The organism is Uniformispora flossi (assembly GCF_049534875.1).
GTDB classification, from domain to species: domain Bacteria; phylum Actinomycetota; class Actinomycetes; order Streptomycetales; family Streptomycetaceae; genus Yinghuangia; species Yinghuangia aomiensis.
The window spans coordinates 1-16,919 of record NZ_JBMULZ010000017.1 but is presented as its reverse complement, the minus strand read 5'-3'; the positions used below and the strand labels follow the sequence as shown (position 1 = coordinate 16,919).

The following is a 16,919-nucleotide window of genomic DNA, read 5'->3' as shown; positions in this document are numbered from 1 at the left end:
GTAGCTCCCTTGGGTGCGAAATGTTGCACCGAACGGTGTAGACATTACACCGAACGGTGCAACACATGCACCGATCGGTGTAAGCAACTAGAGTCGGAGACCGTGACCGAGAGAAGGAAGCCGGGCGGCCACCCGGACAAGCGCCGCGCGATCACGGCCGGGGCGCTGACCCTGTTCGCCCGCGACGGTTACACACGCGCCGGACTGGACGCCATCGCCGCCGAGGCGGGAGTGTCCAACCGCACCATCTACAACCACTTCACCGACAAGGCCGCGTTGTTCCAGGCGGTGATCCAGGAGAGCACGCAGCGGGTCGCGGATGTCATGGTCGACATCATCGACCGCCATCTGACCAAGGTGAGCGACCTCGAGAACGACCTGATCGACTTCGGAGTGGCCTGGCTCGGCGTACTGACCTCTGACCTGGCCCCGCACTTCGCGCTCATCCGCCAGATCAACGCCGAGATCGAACACATCCCGCCGACAGCCCTCGAGCTCTGGCAGGAAACCGGCCCCGGCCGCACCCGACGCGCACTGGCCGAACACCTGCGCAGGATCGCCGAGCACGGCGACCTCACCATCGACGACCCCGCTCGCGCGGCCAGGCACCTGATGCTGCTCATCTCCGCCGACAACCTCGACAATCGGGCGGACCTCCAGGACGAGGACACACTCCGCGAGATGGCCACCGCAGGTGTCTTGACCTTCTTGTACGGCTATGCGGCGGTTGGCGGGCGCGAACCCGCGCACGGCTCGTGACCACCCGCACTTCGTCGGCCCAGCTCGCGGGCGCGGCGCACGCGGGAGCGGGCGCGGCTCCCCGGGCGGCTATCGACTCCGGCAGCGACCACACTGACCCGGCGCAACCCACGAGCCCCACCAAGGCGTCAGCCGCTCACGGCCGGAGGGTGAGCGGCTGACTTTCCGTCCTCAAGGCGTGTTGCTCACGTGCTACCGACTGCGGAGCCGAGCCGGGGGGCTGTCCGCCGAGGAGCGGCTTGCAGCGGTTGGCGATATGTCGGCCCGGTCAGGGGTGCGGGGTGCTTCGGGGGGTGCGTCGGACGACGAGGTCCACCAGATCGCGGACGGTACTGACCGCCTCGACGTCGGCGAAGCTCAGGTCTGCCCCGAACTCCTCGTTGACGCGCAAGACGAGTTCGGCGATGCCGAACTCGTCGAGGCCGTAGTCGTCGTGAAACCGGGATTCGGCGGTCAGCTGCGCGACCGGGACAGCGAGTTCGTCGGCGATGACGTCGGACACGCGGGCCTGAAGGTCCATGACAGTGCTCCCAGTGCAGGATTCGGGCGGGCAAGAGCCCGCACCGGGCGGATACCACCACAAAACAAGAAATACACCGCGTATCGCTTTAGCTACTTACTGTGGGGGCTGCGTGGTGGCTTCTTGGCATGAGCCGCTCGTCATGGCGTGAGGCCGGGCGTAGGGGGAAGGCGCACATGTAGTCGTCGGCGAGGCCGCGGTGCGGTCCCGCTCCCGGGGCGTCGGCTCGACTCGGACGGTCTCGGGGCGGAACACCGCAGGTCAGGGGTGAGACGCCATGGCGGCACGGTCGATATGGAGCGGAGTCCTGGGCGTCGGGCTGGTGAGCCTGCCCGTCGGCCTGTACGCGGCGACCAGCGCACACACGACGCACTTCCACCAGATCCAGCGCGGCACCTCGGACCGCGTGCGCATGCAGCGGGTCAACGCACGCACCGGGAAACAGGTCGACTACGGCGACATCGTCAAGGGCTTCGACCTCGGGGACGGCGAGTACGTGGTGGTCGAACCCGGCGAGCTGGATGCGATCGCCCCGGGCAAGTCGGAGCTGCTGGGTGTCGACGGGTTCGTCGACGCCGACGCCATCGCGCCGATCTTCTACGACCGCACCTACTACCTCGCACCGCGCGGGGAGCCCTACAAGAAGGTCTACGAGCTGCTGCGCCAAGCCCTGCGCGACTCGGGCCGGGTCGGGGTGGCGACGTTCGTGATGCGGGGCAAGCAGTACCTGGTCGCGTTGCGCGGTGGGGACGATGTGATCACGTTGGAGACGCTGCACTGGGCCGACGAGGTCCGCGACCCCTCGTCGGAGCTGGACCTGCCGCGGCACACCAAGCCGGCCGCGAACGAGGCGAAGATGGCCCGGCAGCTCATCGACGCGATGGCGATCGACTGGGACCCCGCCAGATACAGCGACACCTACGAAGAACGCGTCCGCGAACTGATCGAGGCCAAGGCCGAAGGCGGGGAGGTCGTGGCCGAGGAGGGCGCGCCGGAGCCGACCGAGGTCGTCGACCTCATGGAGGTCCTGCGCCGCAGCGTCGATCAGGCCGGGGCCGGATCCGGCGGGGCCCCGGGTTCGGATCGTGCGGATTGGGATCGTGCGGGCGGCCGGTCGCGGCCGACGAACCGCGGCGGCGGCCGCCGCGGGCCCAAGTCGGGTCGCGGCAAAGCGCAGGGGCGGTCCGGCGGCAAGCGCCGTTCCGCGTTGGCCGACCTGACCCGGCAGGAGCTGTACGAGCGGGCATCCGACCTGGGCGTGCACGGCCGGTCCCGCATGACCCGCGCCGAACTTCTGGACGCGGTCCGGTCCGCGTCCTAGGCGACCCCGGCGACCCCTCACCATCCGGCCGTTGACGTCGTCGACGTTGACGATGCGTACTGGGCGGAAGGCAGCCGGCCGTGCCATCGTCGCCCGGGTCGGGCCTCGGTGAAGGCAGGTCAGGTCTCGGTGAAGGCGGCCTCACCGCGCAGGATCACCGCCGACTCGGCGACCTGGCGCAACCGTGCGTTGAACGCCGCGACCAGCGCGTCACCGGCCAACTCGGGGGTTCCCACCGGCCAGGTGCCCGGCGGCACGATCTCCACCGTCACCGAGCCGTACGCGCGGGCGGACTCCAGCCACGACCCGTGCAGCGACGTCGGCGCACCCATCGTCCAGGAATGCCGCCCTCCGGCCATCCGCAGCCGGGTGAACCATCCGTCGTGCGCGCACACCTCGGCGGTCGTCTCCGCTGGATCACCAACCGCCAGTCCGAAGCCCGATTCCCACGCGTGGTCGACCAGCACCGGGTACCGCTCGGCGGCAGGTTCGACCAGCGCTTCGGGGTAGGGCAGCACGTCCGCGTCGGGCGGTGCCACCAGGGCGAAGGCGATGTGTGGCCGGGTGGGCTGTCCGGCGGGCAGATACGCGTCCATGGCACCTCGATTCCTCCACGCGGCTGATTCAGTGCACTCGGGGCTCCTGTGACGAGCCGTCTTCTGCGATGTGGACGTCGTCGACCGCGATGTTCACCTCGACCACCTCGAGCCCCGTCATGCGCTCCAGGGCTTCGATGACGGTCTCGCGTACTTCGGCGGCCAGCGCGGCGATCTCCACGCCGTACTCCACCACGATGTCGAGATCCACCGCGCACTGCTTCCGGCCGACCTCCACGTCGACGCCCTGGGCGACGTTGCGCTTCGCGCCGGGGATGCGCTGCCGCATCGCACCGAACGTCCGGGACGTGCCAGAGCCCATCTCGTGGACGCCTCGCACCTCGCGCGTCGCGATGCCCGCGATCTTCGCCACCACACCGTCCGCGACGGTAGTGCGGCCGCGCTCCGAACTCAGGGCGTCGGGCGAGCCGGAACCGGAGGGGCGGGACTGGAGACTGCCGGCCGGAGCCCGCCCCTCGTCCCGCTGGTGCGTATTGCTCTTCTGCTGCGTGTCCGTGTCACTCATCAGCGCGACTCCTTTTTAGGGTGAGCGGCCCACCCTGGCGCCTGCCCTCCTGGGCGACACCCATGCCGGAATCGGCGCACCGGCCGGTTGCCGCCGGCTCCTTTCATCCGCGGACACGAGCTTCGTGCTGTCCCGGAGCGGTGTTCAGAGGTGCTGCTCCGGGCGCCGATCGCTGCTGTCGGGGTCCGGTTCGGGAGCAGGCGGACGGAAGCATGCGATGACGGTCTTGCCGTAAATGCAGGGCCTGGCCTCCCAGTTGTCGGCCAGGGCGTCGACCAGAAGCATGCCCCGGCCCCCGGATTTCCCGACGTCCACCGGTCCGGGCTCGGGCAGTACGGGGGAGGCGTCGTGCACCGCCACGTGCAGGCACCGCGTGTCCCAGGTCAGTACCAGCCATGCCGTGCTGTGGGCGTGGACCTGGGCGTTGGTGACCAGTTCGGAGACGGTGAGAATGACCGCATCGACCGTCTGCGGAGCTGTCGCCGTCCAACCGATCGACTCCAGGCGCTCATACGCCCAGTCACGCGCGGTTTTCACCTCGCTCGTCAACGGCAGGGCCCGCGCCCAGCCCACCGCCCGCACCGATGATCCGCTCACCGCGTCCCTCCCGGCTTGTTCCCTGTGTCTGCCGGTTACCCCGGACTTCCGGATTGACGCAGCGTGTCGCCATGGTGTGGTCGAGGGACCGCCCCGGCCACTTCAGCCCTCGGGCCAACCGGGCGCCCCTGACGAACTCCTGTGTCAGCCCGACTACGAAACTTCGCGCCCCTCCCCCGGATCACCCATGGCACTCACAGCGGCTGTAGGCGGCGGGTCACTTCCCGGAGGTAGTCGTCACCGTAGGCGGCCACGACGTCTTCGAGGTCGATCATCGGCGGGATGTCGATAACCGGCTGCCGATCCGTGAGGAACTGTGAGGTTGCCTCGATGAACCGCGCCTCGTCGACGCCGGGGACATCGACTTGGTCGAGAACGGCCTGAGTCGCTCGGAAGCGCGACGTGATCTCCCCGTCGGGGCCGGGAAACCGCACCAGGTATTCGTGATCGCCCAGGGGCTCGATCCGGATATCCATGGGTAGTTTTGCTCCTTTCCTTGGTGAACGCCGCTGTGTCCCTTCAGCGCGCTGCCGGCGGGTGCCGGTCGTCACGAGGGGTGGCCGGGCTGCATGTCCCGCACGTCGGAGTACATGAGCGGTGGCTCCATCTGAGGGGTTCCGGCGGCGGAGTCGCCCGAATCGAGCGGCGCCAGGACGAACCCGGTGTGGTCCCCCAAACCGGTGAGGCGATCGACCACGGTGCCGACGAACCGACGCGGGCAGTCGGTCAGCAGCGGGACTCCCTCCTCCCCCGGCGTCCAGCGGCAACGGGCGAACTTGTCGGTGTCGTCACCGGTGCGTTCCCCGAACAGTTCGGCGAGTTCCCGCTGACGAGCGCTCAAGGCATGCACGGCCAGCACGCGTGATGCCTGGGCGACCGGGTGGGTGTGGTTGGCCCGGGAGACGCAGACGAGGAAACGCGCGGGGGCGATGCTGCACTGCGAGGCGAACCCGACCAGGCACCCGGACCGCTCACCTGTGGCCGGGTGCGCCGCGGTCACCACGAACATCGGGTAGTCCAACGCATCCGCGAATCGCTCGAAGTCCATCGGCCACAGCCTCCCGGGTCGTCCACCGAAGCGCCCTCTGGAACCACGATGGCACCCCGGCGGAGGGACCGAAATCCGGCGCCACGCCGCACGACCCGGAACTTCCGGGGTAGCCGCGCGGGCGAAACCCGCCGCGGGTCGCGGAAAGCCCGCCGGCCCGGCGGCGACCGAGGAGGCGACGGACCGCCATGGCACGCATCGGCTACTTTCTGTCCTGCGAGGAGTACACCCCGGCCGAGCTGATCGACCAGGCACGGTTGGCGGAGAAGGCCGGTTTCGCCGGCCTCGCGATTTCCGACCACTTCCATCCGTGGAACGAGGCGCAGGGAAACAGTCCCTTCGTCTGGTCGGTGATCGGCGCGCTGAGCCAGGTGACCGCGCTCCCGGTGACCACACTCGTGACCTGCCCGACCGTTCGCCTGCACCCGGCGGTCACCGCCCAAGCCGCCGCGACGGCGGCCGTCATGACCGCGGGCAGGTTCCGCCTCGGTGTCGGCACCGGCGAGGCACTCAACGAACACGTCACGGGCGCGCCGTGGCCGGCGTGGGACGTCCGTGCCGACATGCTCGCGGAAGCCGTCGAGGTCATGCGCCGTCTCTTCACCGGCGAGACGATCACCCACCGCGGCCGGCACTACACCGCCGACAACGCCCGCTTGTACACGGTTCCGCAGAACGACGTACCGATCTACGTGTCGGCCTTCGGCCCGCAATCCCTCGACCTTGCAGCCCGCATCGGCGACGGCCTGGTGACCACGCAGCCCGACCCCGATGCCGTCCGGGCGTTCCGCGACAGCCGCGGACGGGGGCCGGTCCTGGGTGGTCTCAAGGTGTGCTGGGACGGCAACCGCGACCGTGCCGTCGAGACCGCACACCGGCTGTGGGCCGTCGAGCAGCTGCCCGGCGAACTCGGGCAGGTTCTGCCGACTCCGCAGCACTTCGAACAGGCGGCCGGGCTGGTCACGCCCGACATCGTGGCGAAATCCGTCACGTGCGGGGACGACGTGGAGGAACACGTCGCCGGGCTACGGGCGTTCGCCGACGCGGGCTTCGACGAGGTGTTCGTGGGCCAGATCGGAACGCACCACGAGGAGTTCTTCCGCGCCTACGGAGAGCGCGTACTGCCGGCCGTGCAGGGGTGAATCCCGCGCGGCCGGGTAGCCGCGGGCCATGAGCGGCCGTCTCGATCAGTCCCGTGCGCCGGTGCTGGAGGCCTTGGATGCCTACCACCGGCGCGGCTACATCCCCTTCACCCCACCGGGCCACAAGCAGGGCCGCGGTGCCGATCCGCGGGTGCTCGCCACGCTCGGTCCGGGAGTATTCGCGTCCGACGTGCTGGCCGTGGGCGGCCTCGACGACCGCTTGTCGTCCGGGCGTGTCCTGGAACGCGCGGAGGCGCTCATGGCGGAAGCGGTCGCGGCGGACCGCACCTTCTTCTCGACCTGCGGCAGCAGCCTGTCGGTGAAGAGCGCGATGCTCGCCGTCGCCCGCCCGCACCAAGAGCTGGTCATCTCGCGGGACGCCCACAAATCGGTGGTCTCGGGCCTGATCCTGTGCGGCATCTGCCCGCGCTGGGTCGAGCCGCACTGGGACCCGGACCTGCATCTGGCGCACCCGCCCGGCCCCGCCGACTACGCGCGGGCCCTCGATCGGCACCCCGACGCGGTCGGCGCGCTGGTGACGAGCCCGACGCCGTACGGCACGTGCGCGGACCTGGCGGGCATCACCCGGACCGCACACGAGCACGGCGTCCCCGTGATCGTGGACGAAGCGTGGGGCGCCCATCTGCCGTTCCACGACGGGCTGCCGACCTGGGCGATGGACGCCGGTGCCGACGTATGCGTGACGAGCGTCCACAAGATGGGTGGCGGCCTCGAACAGGGCTCGGTGTTCCATCAACAGGGCGACCGGGTCGACCACAATCATCTCGCCTCCTGCGCTGACCTGCTCGACACGACGAGTCCCAACGTCCTGCTGTACGCGGCCATGGACGGGTGGCGCAGGCAGATGGCGCAGCACGGGAACACGTTGCTCGCCGATGCCCTCGTTTTGGCGTCGCACGTACGCGAACGGATCGAGGCCATCGCGGGACTCCACGTCGACTGCGACGAATTCCTCGGCCCGGACCGGGCCTTCGAAGTCGACCCGCTGCAATTGGTCATCGACGTCGGCGCCCTGGGCATCACCGGCTATGCGGCGGCTGACTGGCTCCGTATGCACCACCGCGTCAGTCTCCATGTGTGCGACCACCGCCGGGTCAGCGCCCAGTTGTCGTACGCGGACGACCGCGCCACCGCGGACGCCCTGGTCACCGCATTGCAGGCCCTGCCCGCGCACGCGCAGGGTCTGCGCCGCGCCTCGGCCGTCGTCGATGTGCCGAGTCCGACGGATCTGCGGTTGGAGACGGTGATGCTGCCGCGTGACGCGTTCTTCGCGGACACCGAGCATGTCGACACCGACCGCGCCGAGGGTCGCGTCGCCGCCGAAATGCTGACCCCGTACCCGCCGGGGATCCCGGTCGTCGTCCCCGGCGAACGGCTGTCGAAGCCCGTGCTGTCCTACCTCCGCAGCGGCGTCGCCGCCGGCATGGTCGTGCCGGACGCCGACGACCCGTCGCTGCGTGTGGTCCGGGTGGTCGCAGGCACCTGACGGGGTCCCGGGAGGTTTGCCGATCACGCCCCCGGGTGCACGGCGGATCCGCTCGCCGGGCGCCGGTGGCTGGTATCGCACCACGGCATGCGCTTGCTCCGCCGGCACAGGCAGACGGCCACCACGACACGGTCCGAGCGCGCTGTGGTGCCGTCGGGCATGTCGACTTCCACCGGGCCGCGCAGCAATGCGGGCCCGCGGGGCACGACCGTCACGTGGGCCGCGCCCCGCTGTTCGGCCCCGTACACACCGAGGACTCGGGGTTCGCTCTGCTTCCTCGGGGCCGGAGGGGGTTCATGACCGATCGGCACGCACGACCACCAATTCCTCTTCCCGGCAGCCCGGGGCGATCAGGCCGCGTTCTTCCAAGTAGGCGGCACGCGACGACATGACCGGCCCGAACGGCTCGCGCTTGCGGGCCGCGACCGTGGCATGCAGTCCCGCGGCGGCGAGCAGCCGAAGCGTCTCCGCGATACCACACAGCGACGAGTGCACCACGAGCAGCGATCCGCCAGGGGTCAGCACGCGCGGGGCGGCGCGGCACAGGCGGTCGAGCAGGAGCCGCCCGTCGCGGCCCGCGTCCCACGAGCGGCCGGGGCCGTGCCGAGGCAGGTCCGCTTCCGGGGCCGGCACGTACGGCGGGTTCGCCAGCACGACGTCGTAGCGGTGGCCGTCGACGGGGGCGAACAGGTTGCCCCGGCGTACCGCGACGCCGCGGTGCCGGCGCAGGCTGTTCCACCGTGCCGCCCAGACGGCCCGGCGTGTGGCGTCGACGGCGGTGACCCGGCAGCTCGCCCCGGCTGCGTCGGCGGCGGCCATCGCTACTGCGCCCGTGCCAGTGCAGACGTCCAGGACGCTGCGGGCCGTGGTGGCCAGGCCGGTGTCCAGATAGGCGCTCACCAGAAGCCACGTGTCGGCCTGCGGTCGGTACATGCCGGGGAGGCGAAGCACGCCCGGCAGGGCATCGGGCGGCGAGTGCCCCGCCGCGTCGGCCGGCCGTCGCCGTCCGTCACTGCCGCGATGAGCAGGCAGCGCGGAGGTGAAGGGGACGGCGGCAGGCCGGGTCATGGGTTCGGCTCCGCGACATCGATGCCGGCGCGCGCGGACGCCAGGCCGCCGACCCCGGCAGGGTCGCTGTTGCACACCCCGCCGACCAGGGCTTCCCCAGGGGTCGCGCGGAGGGTCTCGAACCTCAGCCCATGCGGCGCGGCCGCATGGTTGCGGAGGCGACCGCGCTCCGATGTCGATGGGACGTTCATGCCGCAGCGGCTACCCGGCCTGTGCAAATCAACCGCAGGTGCCCGATGTGGGCTGAGGAATCCGGCGCGGCACAGGCCAACGCGGCAAGGGGCGGGGGCTTCGGGCGCGGACGAGACCGTGCCGCCGCGTCGGCACCGAGCCGTGCAGGGGTCGGCGATCCCGGTCAGGCGGGGGACGGCCGGTGGGCTGTGCGCCGCACGTCACCCGCAGCGGGTTCCGGGCCGAACGCTCCCGCGGCCATGCGGACCCGGAGCCGCTCGAGGAAGCTCGACTGGTCCTCGGCCCGGTCGATCAGCGAGTCCAGCTCGTCGGCGGGAAGACGGTCGTCGTTGTCGGCGAGCATCCTGAGTGCGCGCCAGCATGAGGCTTTGCCTTCGACACCCATACGCATGGCCTCCAGCTCCAGCACGTTGCTGAGCGGCGACCTGCGGACGATCCGGCCGTTGGGTTTGAGCCGCCCGACGCGTTCGGCCGTCCACGCGGCGGCGACCTTGGCCCGCTGCGGCGTGATGTCCAGAGAGGCCATGAGTGTGCGGAGCGTTTCCCGGTCCCGGGCGACGTCGTGGGCGAACGTATCCAGTTCGCGGCCGTATGGGCCGTTCCGGTGGGTGCGCGCCAACCGTCGTGCCAGTTCCGAGCCGCCGGTGGCTCCGGCGAAGTGGTCCGTCAGATACAGGCGCAGCATTCGTTCGGGCTCGGCTCGGGCTGCGAGGGGGTTCATGGTGGCTCCTCCTGTCCCGGACGGCGAGTGAGGTCCACTCCGGGCGCCTACCCGGACCGCGGGCGCCCATGCCGTACCGCCGGAGCCCGCGGGCCGCGGGACCGCCCCGGGGGCGTTACCTGTGCGGCCGACGGGTATCCGCGCGGGCGTACTGCGGCAGTACGGCGTGGATCCGGACCCGGGAGCGATCGGCATGGACAAGACCGCGGTGCTGGTCATCGACATGATCAACACCTACGAGCACAAGGACGCCGAGCGCCTGGTCTCCTCGGTCCGCGAGACCTTGCCCGCCATGCGGCGGCTGATCCGCAGGGCTCGGGACGCCGGCACGGACGTGATCTACGTCAACGACAACTTCGGCCGCTGGAGATCCGACCATCGGGAGTTCCTCGCCGCCTGCCTGGACGGGCCGCACGGCGACCTCGTCCGGCCGATCGCACCCGATCCCGAATCGATGTTCGTGGTGAAGGCACGCCATTCGGCCTTCTTCCAGACCCCGCTGGAATACCTGCTCGACCGGCGCGGCGTGCAGCGCGTGGTGCTGTGCGGGCAAGCCACGGAGCAGTGCGTCCTGTACTCGGCCATCGATGCCCACGTGCGGCACTTTCGCATCGTCGTGCCCCGGGACGCCGTGGCACACATCCACCCCGATCTCGCCGACGCCGCACTCCGCATGATCGAACTCAACCTCGACGCCCGGGTCTGCCCCGAAGACCAGGTTGCCTTCGCCTGACACCCCGGGGTCGCGCTCGTGTGGCCGCCGCCTTTGCGGGCAGCCGCCGGGCGTGCGCGAACGCGCCATGCATACGGAAAGGTGATGAGAAACCATGAAGGCCGCTGTCTACGCCCGCGATGTCGCCGTGAAGGACGTGCCGGACGCCAAGATCGAGCACCCCTGCGACATTCTGGTGAAGATCACGACCACCAACATCTGCGGTTCCGACCTGCACATGTACGAGGGGCGGACGTCCTTCGAAACCGGGCGCACGCTCGGGCACGAGAACCTCGGTGTGGTCGTCGAGGTCGGATCGGGTGTGCGGAAGGTCAAGGTCGGCGAGTACGTGGTGCTCCCGTTCAACATCGCCTGCGGGTTCTGCAAGCAGTGCGAGCAGGGGCTGACGAGCTACTGCTTGACCATGCAGCCCGACCCGTCGCTGGCGGGTGCCGCCTACGGGTTCGCCGACATGGGTCCGTACCAGGGCGGCCAGGCCGAGCTTCTGCGCGTACCGTACGGCGACTTCAATGCCCTGCGCCTGGGCGAGGACGCCGAAGAGCGCCAGAACGACTACGTCATGCTGGCCGACATCTTCCCCACCGGCTACCACGCCACCGAGATGGCCGGCGTGAAACCCGGCGACCAGACGATCGTCTTCGGCGCGGGCCCGGTCGGTTTGATGGCGGCCTACTCCGCCCTCCTGCGCGGCGCGGGAAGGGTGTGGGTGGCCGACCACCAGCCGGACCGGCTGCGGTTGGCGGAGCAGATCGGCGCCATCCCGATCGACACCTCGACGCAGGATCCGGCCGGCGTCGTCAAGGAAGCGACCCTCGGGCTGGGCGCCGACAACGGATGCGAGTGCGTCGGCTACCAGGCGCACGACCCGCAGGGCCGTGAAGACGCCGCGCTCACCCTCAACGGCCTCATCGATGCCGTCCGCTTCACCGGCGGCCTCGGAGTCGTCGGCGTGTTCCTTCCCGAGGACCCCGGCGGCGAGGACGCCCAGAACGCCATGGAAGCGCAGGGCAAGATAGCAATCGACTACGGCCTGATGTGGTTCAAAGGCCAGCGCATGGGCACGGGGCAGGCGCCCGTCAAGCGGTACAACCGGGCCCTGCGCGACCTGATCGCCGGCGGCAAGGCCGAACCCGGCTTCGTCGTCTCCCACGAACTGGACCTCGACGAAGCCCCCAGCGCCTACGAACACTTCGACAACCGCGACGAGGGCTGGACCAAGGTCGTCCTCCACCCCGACGGCACCACACGGTGACCCGGCCGACGCCCTGCCGCGGGCGGCGTCCCTTGGTGAGGCACGTGAGGGACGTGAGGCACGCCGAACCATGCCGGGCCCGTCCGCGGCACACCCGCCGATCCGTCAGGAGGTGAGGCGCGAGTGTCACGTACGGAGGTGCCCAGAAGGGCCGGATGAGCCGACAACATCGCTTGCCTCCTCGTTGAGCGGGTGTCGGCCCACCGAAACGCGGGGGGGTCGGCCGGGCGGTACGACGATTCGGCTACCAGCGGTACCAGCGTCCGCGGCCTCCGTCCGCGCCGGTGCTGCGGACGAGGAACCCGAGCAGCCAGATGGCCAGCACGATGACGGCAACCCACCACAGCACTTCCAGGGCGAACCCGGCGCCGAAGAGGACGAGTGCCAGAAGGAGGACCAGAAGAAGAGGAATCATGATTCCGGCACTGCCCGCAAACCCCGGTTCAATGCGCAGGTTTCGTGGATCCGGTTGCGGAGGCGGTTGCGCCGGGTGCCACGGGCAAGGTGTTCGATCCGGTGATCGCGGGCAGCCGAATGTCACGCTGCCGCCGGGGATACCGCAACCGGCGGTTTCCACGACCGAGTGTCGCCCCGTGCGCGTGGCACTGCCGTAATCCCATGATCGGAATCCTGTGACCGCGAAGAAGAACCCCGTGTCGGCTGCCGCCGAGAAGATCGTCGAGAAGGTCCAGGAGGCCGCCTCGTCGGGGAACGAGATCCCCGGGGCGCCGGCTGCGGTCTCGCCGCCCGTGGACGAGCCGACCGAGCCCACCGGGCCGCTCCACCCGAAAGCCGACCAGCGCGGACCCGAGACCTACGGTCCCACCGGGCAGCCCACCGGCGCGTCGCGGGAAGACGTCGCCCAGGGTGGCGAGTGGCTGACGACCGCGCAGGGCACACGGCTGTACGACACCGACCACTCCCTCAAGGCCGGCCCCCGCGGGCCCGTCCTGCTCCAGGACCACCACTTGCGGGAGAAGATCACCCACTTCGACCACGAGCGGATCCCCGAGCGGGTGGTGCACGCGCGCGGTGCCGCCGCGCACGGCGTCTTCCAGGGCTACGGCAGGGCAGAGCGGATCTGCAAGGCGGCTTTCCTGGGCAAGGACGTGGAGACCCCGGTCTTCGTGCGGTTCTCCACGGTGCTGGGTTCCCGCGGCTCGGCCGACACCGTGCGCGACACCCGCGGCTTCGCGACGAAGTTCTACACCTCCGAGGGCGTCTTCGACCTGGTCGGCAACAACATCCCGGTGTTCTTCATCCAGGACGCCATCAAGTTCCCCGACGCGATCCACGCCGGCAAGCCCCACCCGGACCGGGAGATCCCCCAGGCGCAGAGCGCGCACGACACGTTCTGGGACTTCGTGACCCTGCACACCGAGGCCACCCACCACACGTTGTGGAACATGTCCGACCGGGGCATCCCGCGCTCGTTCCGGATGATGGAGGGCTTCGGCGTGCACACCTTCCGGCTGGTCGACGCCGAGGGCGGGACGACGCTGGTCAAGTTCCACTGGAAGCCGAAGCTCGGCGTGCACTCCCAGGTCTGGGAGGAAGCGCAGATCACCGCGGGCATGGACCCGGACTTCCATCACCGGGACCTGGCCGACGCGATCGAGTCCGGTGCCTTCCCGCAGTGGGAGCTGGGCGTGCAGACGTTCCCCGACACCGACGACCAGATGTTCCAGGGCATCGACCTCCTCGACCCGACCAAGATCGTTCCGGAGGAGCTGGCGCCCGTTCAGCCGATCGGCATGCTCACCCTCAACGCGAACCCGTCGAACTTCTTCGCGGAGACCGAGCAAGTCGCATTCCACGTCGGCAACCTCGTCCCGGGCATCGACGTCACCAACGACGCACTGCTGCAAGGACGGCTGTTCTCCTACCTCGACACCCAGATCTCCCGCCTCGGCGGCCCCAACTTCCCGCAGCTGCCGATCAACAGGACGCACGCGCCGGTCAACGACATGCTGCGCGACGGCATGCACCAGACCGCCGTCCACCAAGGCGTGGCGCCCTACCGGCCCAACTCCCTCGACGGCGGCTGCCCCTTCCAGGCCGGCGCGGACAACGGCGCCTACATCGAAGTCCCCGCGGACGTGGCACCCGCGCACAAGGTCCGTGACGCGGCGGCCACCTTCGACGACCACTTCAGCCAGCCCCGCTTGTTCTGGCTCAGCATGACCCCGACCGAGCGCGAGCACATCGTGGCCGCATACACCTTCGAGCTGAACAAGTGCTACGAGACGGCGATCAAGGAACGCGCCCTGAAGGTGCTCGCCAACATCGACGCCGAACTGTGCGCCCAGGTCGCCGCCGGCCTCGGCCTGCCCGCGCCCGCCGCGACCGTCGAACACGCCGAGACCCACGCCAGCCCCGCCCTGTCCCAACTGCGCGGCCGATGGCCGTTGGACGGCCGCGTCATCGGCATCGTCACCTCGGCGGGACAGGGCCTCGCCGACGTGCGGGCGGTGCGCCAAGCCATCCTCGACAAGGGCATGGTCCCGCTGGTGATCGCCCCGGCCGGCGGGCAGTTGGAGGACGACGGCGACCCCGTCGCCATCCAACGGACGTTCGCCACCGCCCGCTCCACCGAGTTCGACGCGCTGTTGCTCGCGGGCGCCCCCGCGGCCGGCATCGACCCGCGGGTGCTGGTGATGCTCGACGAGACCTACCGGCACGGCAAACCCCTGGGCGCCTGGGGCAACGGCGCGGACGCACTGCGCGCGGCCGACATCGACCCCGAAGGACCCGGAGTCGTCGCCGCGTCCGATTCCGGAGCCGTGCTGGAGGACGTCGCCGACCTGCTCAGCCAGCACCGCGTCTGGGACCGCCTCGCCCCGGCGGTTTGACCTGCGGCCGACCATCCACCCAGGCATGGCACACCGGCCTGTCCGGCGGTCCGAATCGTCCTCCTCCGCGATGCGGCGTGCCCGCGTCGCGGAGGAGGACGACCGGTCGGCACGGTGAGGCCGAGCCAATCTCAGCCTGGAGTGCGCGCACACCGTGGCGACGGCACGTCATGGCACGGCGCCGCTTTCGCCGATCCCCATGTGATGATCGGGAGCACCTACCTGCCAGGCCATGAACGCTGCGGCCCTCGACAAGGCGCTGTCCCATCTCGGGTCTTCCACTTCGAACAGCTTGCAGAAGCGGCGCGATGTTCGAGGAAGTCGTCGAGGACAATTGCGCATTGGCGACGTCAGGTGGCCGGCGCGGTGCGGCGCTCTCCCAAGCGACACGACCTGCGGCATGCGCGAACTTCAGGCCGGCGATGGTGGCCAGGCACCAAGCACCCGTAGCACTCATAGCACTTCAGGGTGAGCTCGTGTCACCGGCCATGCACTCCCTCCTCCGCACCAGTTGGTCCACCCGTACGGCTCGGCGGGAACGTGGGCGGGACACTTGTGGGCACTCGCCCGTGCGGGAAAACCCTCGAATCGCGGTTGATCGGCGGCGGAGTCTGTCGCTCTCGCGCTTCGGTCACGACCATGATGGGGGGCACCGGATGGGGGGAGATCGTGGCGATGACAGCTGGACCACGCATCCGCGGACTTCCGCGGATTTCCTTGTTGCTTCCGCTGGTTGCGCTCGTTGTGTCGGCGGCGGGATGTTCGTCGGCGCAACCACGGCCCACTTCCGTGTCCGTGTCACCTTCGAAGATTCCGGTGGCGCGGCCGGCCGTGGGCGCCGACTATCCGGCGTCCGCGGACGATGCCTCGTGCCGGGTGCGGGAGAGTCTGAGACCGCTCGACCCGGTGCCCGCGCCGGGGCGGATGCCGGCCGGGTCGTCGATGGCCGAGATCGTCGCACGAGGCCGCATCGTCGTCGGCGTCGACCAGAACACCCAGTACTTCGCGGCGCGGAACCACCACGAGAAGGACCGCATCGAAGGTTTCGACATCGAGATGGCCGAGGCGGTCGGTTTGGCGCTGTTCGGCGAACCCGGCCATGTCGCTTACCGGGTCATCACCCAGGCGCAGCGAATCCCGCTGCTGCAGAACGGCGAGGTCGACCTCGTCGTGGACACCATGACGATCACGTGCGACCGCAAGCGCCAGGTGTCGTTCAGCGGCAACTACTACGACGACGGGCAGCGTGTGCTCGTGCCGTGGGACTCTCCCGTGGCCGGCATCGGCGACCTGCGCGGCAAGCGGGTCTGCACGGTACGCGGAACGACATCGATCGCGACTTTGCGGGACAAGGGCACGCTGCCGTATGCCGTCGACAACTGGACGGACTGCCTGGTCGCGCTCCAACGCGCCGAGGTGGACGCCATCTCCACAACTGGGGCGCTGCTGGCGGGGTTGCGGGCGCAGGACGGCGATACCAAAATCGTCGGCCCGCGTTTCACCGACGAACCGCACGGCATGGCGGTACGCCTCGACCGCGCCGACTTCGTCCGGTTCTTGAACGGGACACTCACCCGCATGCTCGCGGACGGTACATGGGAACGCCTGGCACGGACATGGCTGTCGCCGGCCTTCGACGGGGAGCCGCAGAAGCCCGAGACGTCATACGTGGGGTGAAATCCGACGGATCCGCACCGTCACGGCACGGTCGGCGTTCTCGCGGTCGGCCCGCACCCCGGCTGCCCCGCGCCACCGGCAGAACCCCGACCGGGAGCCCTCAAGGATCCGGCACGACCGCTCGACGTCAAACGCGTCCTGGTCCCGTACGAACGGGAAGCGACTCACCAGTTCGTCTCTCCCGCCTCGGTCAGGTCTTCTTCCCCCAAGTGCTCGCTCTGGTTTTTGCATTGCTCGCACCCGACCTCGCAGGGCCCGTTCGCACACGGTCGAGTGCGAGCGGCGGGCCTGCGCCTTGCGATGCGCGGCCGCGGACACCGCAGCGGTGGTGGTGCGCGGATGAGGGGTGGGGGGGGGGGGGGGTGGCGCGCCGCGCCCCCCCGGCGGCGCGCCGGGGGGGGGTTGGGG

General features: G+C 70.0%; 18 protein-coding genes. 8 read left to right on the top strand and 10 right to left on the bottom strand.

Going from position 1 to position 16,919, the window contains the following annotated elements:
- Positions 1–102: 102 nt before the first annotated feature.
- Positions 103–759: a TetR/AcrR family transcriptional regulator gene (locus ACPA54_RS29700; protein WP_423534472.1), complete on the top strand. Its 657-nt coding sequence runs from the start codon at positions 103–105 to the stop codon at positions 757–759.
- A gap of 268 nt (positions 760–1,027) precedes the next feature.
- Here ACPA54_RS29700 and ACPA54_RS29695 read toward each other — a convergent pair whose 3' ends face one another.
- Complete coding sequence (locus tag ACPA54_RS29695; protein WP_423534471.1) at positions 1,028–1,279, bottom strand: acyl carrier protein; 252 nt, start codon at positions 1,277–1,279, stop codon at positions 1,028–1,030.
- A 277-nt stretch (positions 1,280–1,556) separates the two neighbouring features.
- On the opposite strand from ACPA54_RS29695, the gene ku reads away from it, so the two are divergent.
- The gene (gene ku / locus ACPA54_RS29690; protein ID WP_423534470.1) at positions 1,557–2,600 is read left to right on the top strand and encodes a non-homologous end joining protein Ku; all 1,044 of its coding nucleotides are present in this window, start codon (positions 1,557–1,559) and stop codon (positions 2,598–2,600) included.
- A gap of 119 nt (positions 2,601–2,719) precedes the next feature.
- Here the strand turns inward: ku and ACPA54_RS29685 are convergent, their stop codons facing one another.
- The 5 genes from ACPA54_RS29685 to ACPA54_RS29665 all read right to left on the bottom strand — a co-directional run bounded on the left by ACPA54_RS29685 (position 2,720) and on the right by ACPA54_RS29665 (position 5,367).
- Complete coding sequence (locus ACPA54_RS29685; protein ID WP_423534469.1) at positions 2,720–3,196, bottom strand: hypothetical protein; 477 nt, start codon at positions 3,194–3,196, stop codon at positions 2,720–2,722.
- Between the two features lie 28 nt (positions 3,197–3,224).
- Positions 3,225–3,722, bottom strand: a complete 498-nt coding sequence (locus ACPA54_RS29680) for an Asp23/Gls24 family envelope stress response protein (RefSeq protein WP_423534468.1) — start codon at positions 3,720–3,722, stop codon at positions 3,225–3,227.
- A gap of 144 nt (positions 3,723–3,866) precedes the next feature.
- Positions 3,867–4,319, bottom strand: a complete 453-nt coding sequence (locus ACPA54_RS29675; protein ID WP_423534467.1) for an ATP-binding protein — start codon at positions 4,317–4,319, stop codon at positions 3,867–3,869.
- A 194-nt stretch (positions 4,320–4,513) separates the two neighbouring features.
- Positions 4,514–4,795, bottom strand: a complete 282-nt coding sequence (locus ACPA54_RS29670; protein WP_423534466.1) for a hypothetical protein — start codon at positions 4,793–4,795, stop codon at positions 4,514–4,516.
- A gap of 71 nt (positions 4,796–4,866) precedes the next feature.
- Positions 4,867–5,367, bottom strand: coding sequence for a flavin reductase family protein (locus ACPA54_RS29665; protein WP_423534465.1), 501 nt, complete (start codon positions 5,365–5,367; stop codon positions 4,867–4,869).
- A 188-nt stretch (positions 5,368–5,555) separates the two neighbouring features.
- Here ACPA54_RS29665 and ACPA54_RS29660 point away from each other — a divergent pair, with 188 nt between their 5' ends.
- Together ACPA54_RS29660 and ACPA54_RS29655 are read left to right on the top strand one after the other, a co-directional pair.
- Positions 5,556–6,509 (top strand): TIGR03557 family F420-dependent LLM class oxidoreductase, encoded by a 954-nt coding sequence (locus tag ACPA54_RS29660; protein ID WP_423534464.1) that lies wholly within the window; start codon positions 5,556–5,558, stop codon positions 6,507–6,509.
- A gap of 28 nt (positions 6,510–6,537) precedes the next feature.
- On the top strand, positions 6,538–8,016 hold the full coding sequence (locus tag ACPA54_RS29655) for an aminotransferase class I/II-fold pyridoxal phosphate-dependent enzyme (RefSeq protein WP_423534463.1): 1,479 nt from the start codon (positions 6,538–6,540) through the stop codon (positions 8,014–8,016).
- A 23-nt stretch (positions 8,017–8,039) separates the two neighbouring features.
- Here ACPA54_RS29655 and ACPA54_RS29650 read toward each other — a convergent pair whose 3' ends face one another.
- The 3 genes from ACPA54_RS29650 to ACPA54_RS29640 form a co-directional block, all read right to left on the bottom strand.
- Positions 8,040–8,222: a CDGSH iron-sulfur domain-containing protein gene (locus tag ACPA54_RS29650; protein WP_423534632.1), complete on the bottom strand. Its 183-nt coding sequence runs from the start codon at positions 8,220–8,222 to the stop codon at positions 8,040–8,042.
- An 88-nt stretch (positions 8,223–8,310) separates the two neighbouring features.
- On the bottom strand, positions 8,311–8,949 hold the full coding sequence (locus ACPA54_RS29645) for a HemK2/MTQ2 family protein methyltransferase (protein WP_423534462.1): 639 nt from the start codon (positions 8,947–8,949) through the stop codon (positions 8,311–8,313).
- A 490-nt stretch (positions 8,950–9,439) separates the two neighbouring features.
- Positions 9,440–9,997 (bottom strand): hypothetical protein, encoded by a 558-nt coding sequence (locus tag ACPA54_RS29640; protein ID WP_423534461.1) that lies wholly within the window; start codon positions 9,995–9,997, stop codon positions 9,440–9,442.
- 193 nt (positions 9,998–10,190) lie between these two features.
- On the opposite strand from ACPA54_RS29640, the gene ACPA54_RS29635 reads away from it, so the two are divergent.
- Together ACPA54_RS29635 and ACPA54_RS29630 are read left to right on the top strand one after the other, a co-directional pair.
- Positions 10,191–10,730, top strand: coding sequence for a cysteine hydrolase family protein (locus ACPA54_RS29635; RefSeq protein WP_423534631.1), 540 nt, complete (start codon positions 10,191–10,193; stop codon positions 10,728–10,730).
- A 94-nt stretch (positions 10,731–10,824) separates the two neighbouring features.
- A complete protein-coding gene (locus tag ACPA54_RS29630; protein ID WP_423534460.1) occupies positions 10,825–11,982 on the top strand; it encodes a glutathione-independent formaldehyde dehydrogenase in 1,158 nt (385 codons plus the stop codon).
- A gap of 244 nt (positions 11,983–12,226) precedes the next feature.
- Here the strand turns inward: ACPA54_RS29630 and ACPA54_RS29625 are convergent, their stop codons facing one another.
- Entirely contained in the window at positions 12,227–12,397 is a 171-nt protein-coding gene (locus ACPA54_RS29625; protein ID WP_423534459.1) for a hydrophobic protein, read from the bottom strand.
- A gap of 217 nt (positions 12,398–12,614) precedes the next feature.
- Between ACPA54_RS29625 and ACPA54_RS29620 the strand changes: the two genes are divergently transcribed.
- Positions 12,615–14,834, top strand: a complete 2,220-nt coding sequence (locus tag ACPA54_RS29620; protein ID WP_423534458.1) for a catalase — start codon at positions 12,615–12,617, stop codon at positions 14,832–14,834.
- A 795-nt stretch (positions 14,835–15,629) separates the two neighbouring features.
- Entirely contained in the window at positions 15,630–16,511 is an 882-nt protein-coding gene (locus ACPA54_RS29615; protein ID WP_423534457.1) for a glutamate ABC transporter substrate-binding protein, read from the top strand.
- Positions 16,512–16,919: the final 408 nt, after the last annotated feature.

What these genes read in the sequence shown, in the direction of transcription:
- ACPA54_RS29670 (WP_423534466.1), bottom strand. Translation starts at nt 4,795, where the DNA reads ATGGATATCCGGATCGAGCCCCTGGGCGATCACGAATACCTGGTGCGG.
- ACPA54_RS29665 (WP_423534465.1), bottom strand. Translation starts at nt 5,367, where the DNA reads ATGGACTTCGAGCGATTCGCGGATGCGTTGGACTACCCGATGTTCGTG.
- ACPA54_RS29640 (WP_423534461.1), bottom strand. Translation starts at nt 9,997, where the DNA reads ATGAACCCCCTCGCAGCCCGAGCCGAGCCCGAACGAATGCTGCGCCTG.
- ACPA54_RS29660 (WP_423534464.1), top strand. Translation starts at nt 5,556, where the DNA reads ATGGCACGCATCGGCTACTTTCTGTCCTGCGAGGAGTACACCCCGGCC.
- ku (WP_423534470.1), top strand. Translation starts at nt 1,557, where the DNA reads ATGGCGGCACGGTCGATATGGAGCGGAGTCCTGGGCGTCGGGCTGGTG.
- ACPA54_RS29680 (WP_423534468.1), bottom strand. Translation starts at nt 3,722, where the DNA reads ATGAGTGACACGGACACGCAGCAGAAGAGCAATACGCACCAGCGGGAC.
- ACPA54_RS29635 (WP_423534631.1), top strand. Translation starts at nt 10,191, where the DNA reads ATGGACAAGACCGCGGTGCTGGTCATCGACATGATCAACACCTACGAG.
- ACPA54_RS29685 (WP_423534469.1), bottom strand. Translation starts at nt 3,196, where the DNA reads ATGGACGCGTATCTGCCCGCCGGACAGCCCACCCGGCCACACATCGCC.
- ACPA54_RS29655 (WP_423534463.1), top strand. Translation starts at nt 6,538, where the DNA reads ATGAGCGGCCGTCTCGATCAGTCCCGTGCGCCGGTGCTGGAGGCCTTG.
- ACPA54_RS29695 (WP_423534471.1), bottom strand. Translation starts at nt 1,279, where the DNA reads ATGGACCTTCAGGCCCGCGTGTCCGACGTCATCGCCGACGAACTCGCT.
- ACPA54_RS29645 (WP_423534462.1), bottom strand. Translation starts at nt 8,949, where the DNA reads ATGTACCGACCGCAGGCCGACACGTGGCTTCTGGTGAGCGCCTATCTG.
- ACPA54_RS29630 (WP_423534460.1), top strand. Translation starts at nt 10,825, where the DNA reads ATGAAGGCCGCTGTCTACGCCCGCGATGTCGCCGTGAAGGACGTGCCG.
- ACPA54_RS29625 (WP_423534459.1), bottom strand. Translation starts at nt 12,397, where the DNA reads ATGATTCCTCTTCTTCTGGTCCTCCTTCTGGCACTCGTCCTCTTCGGC.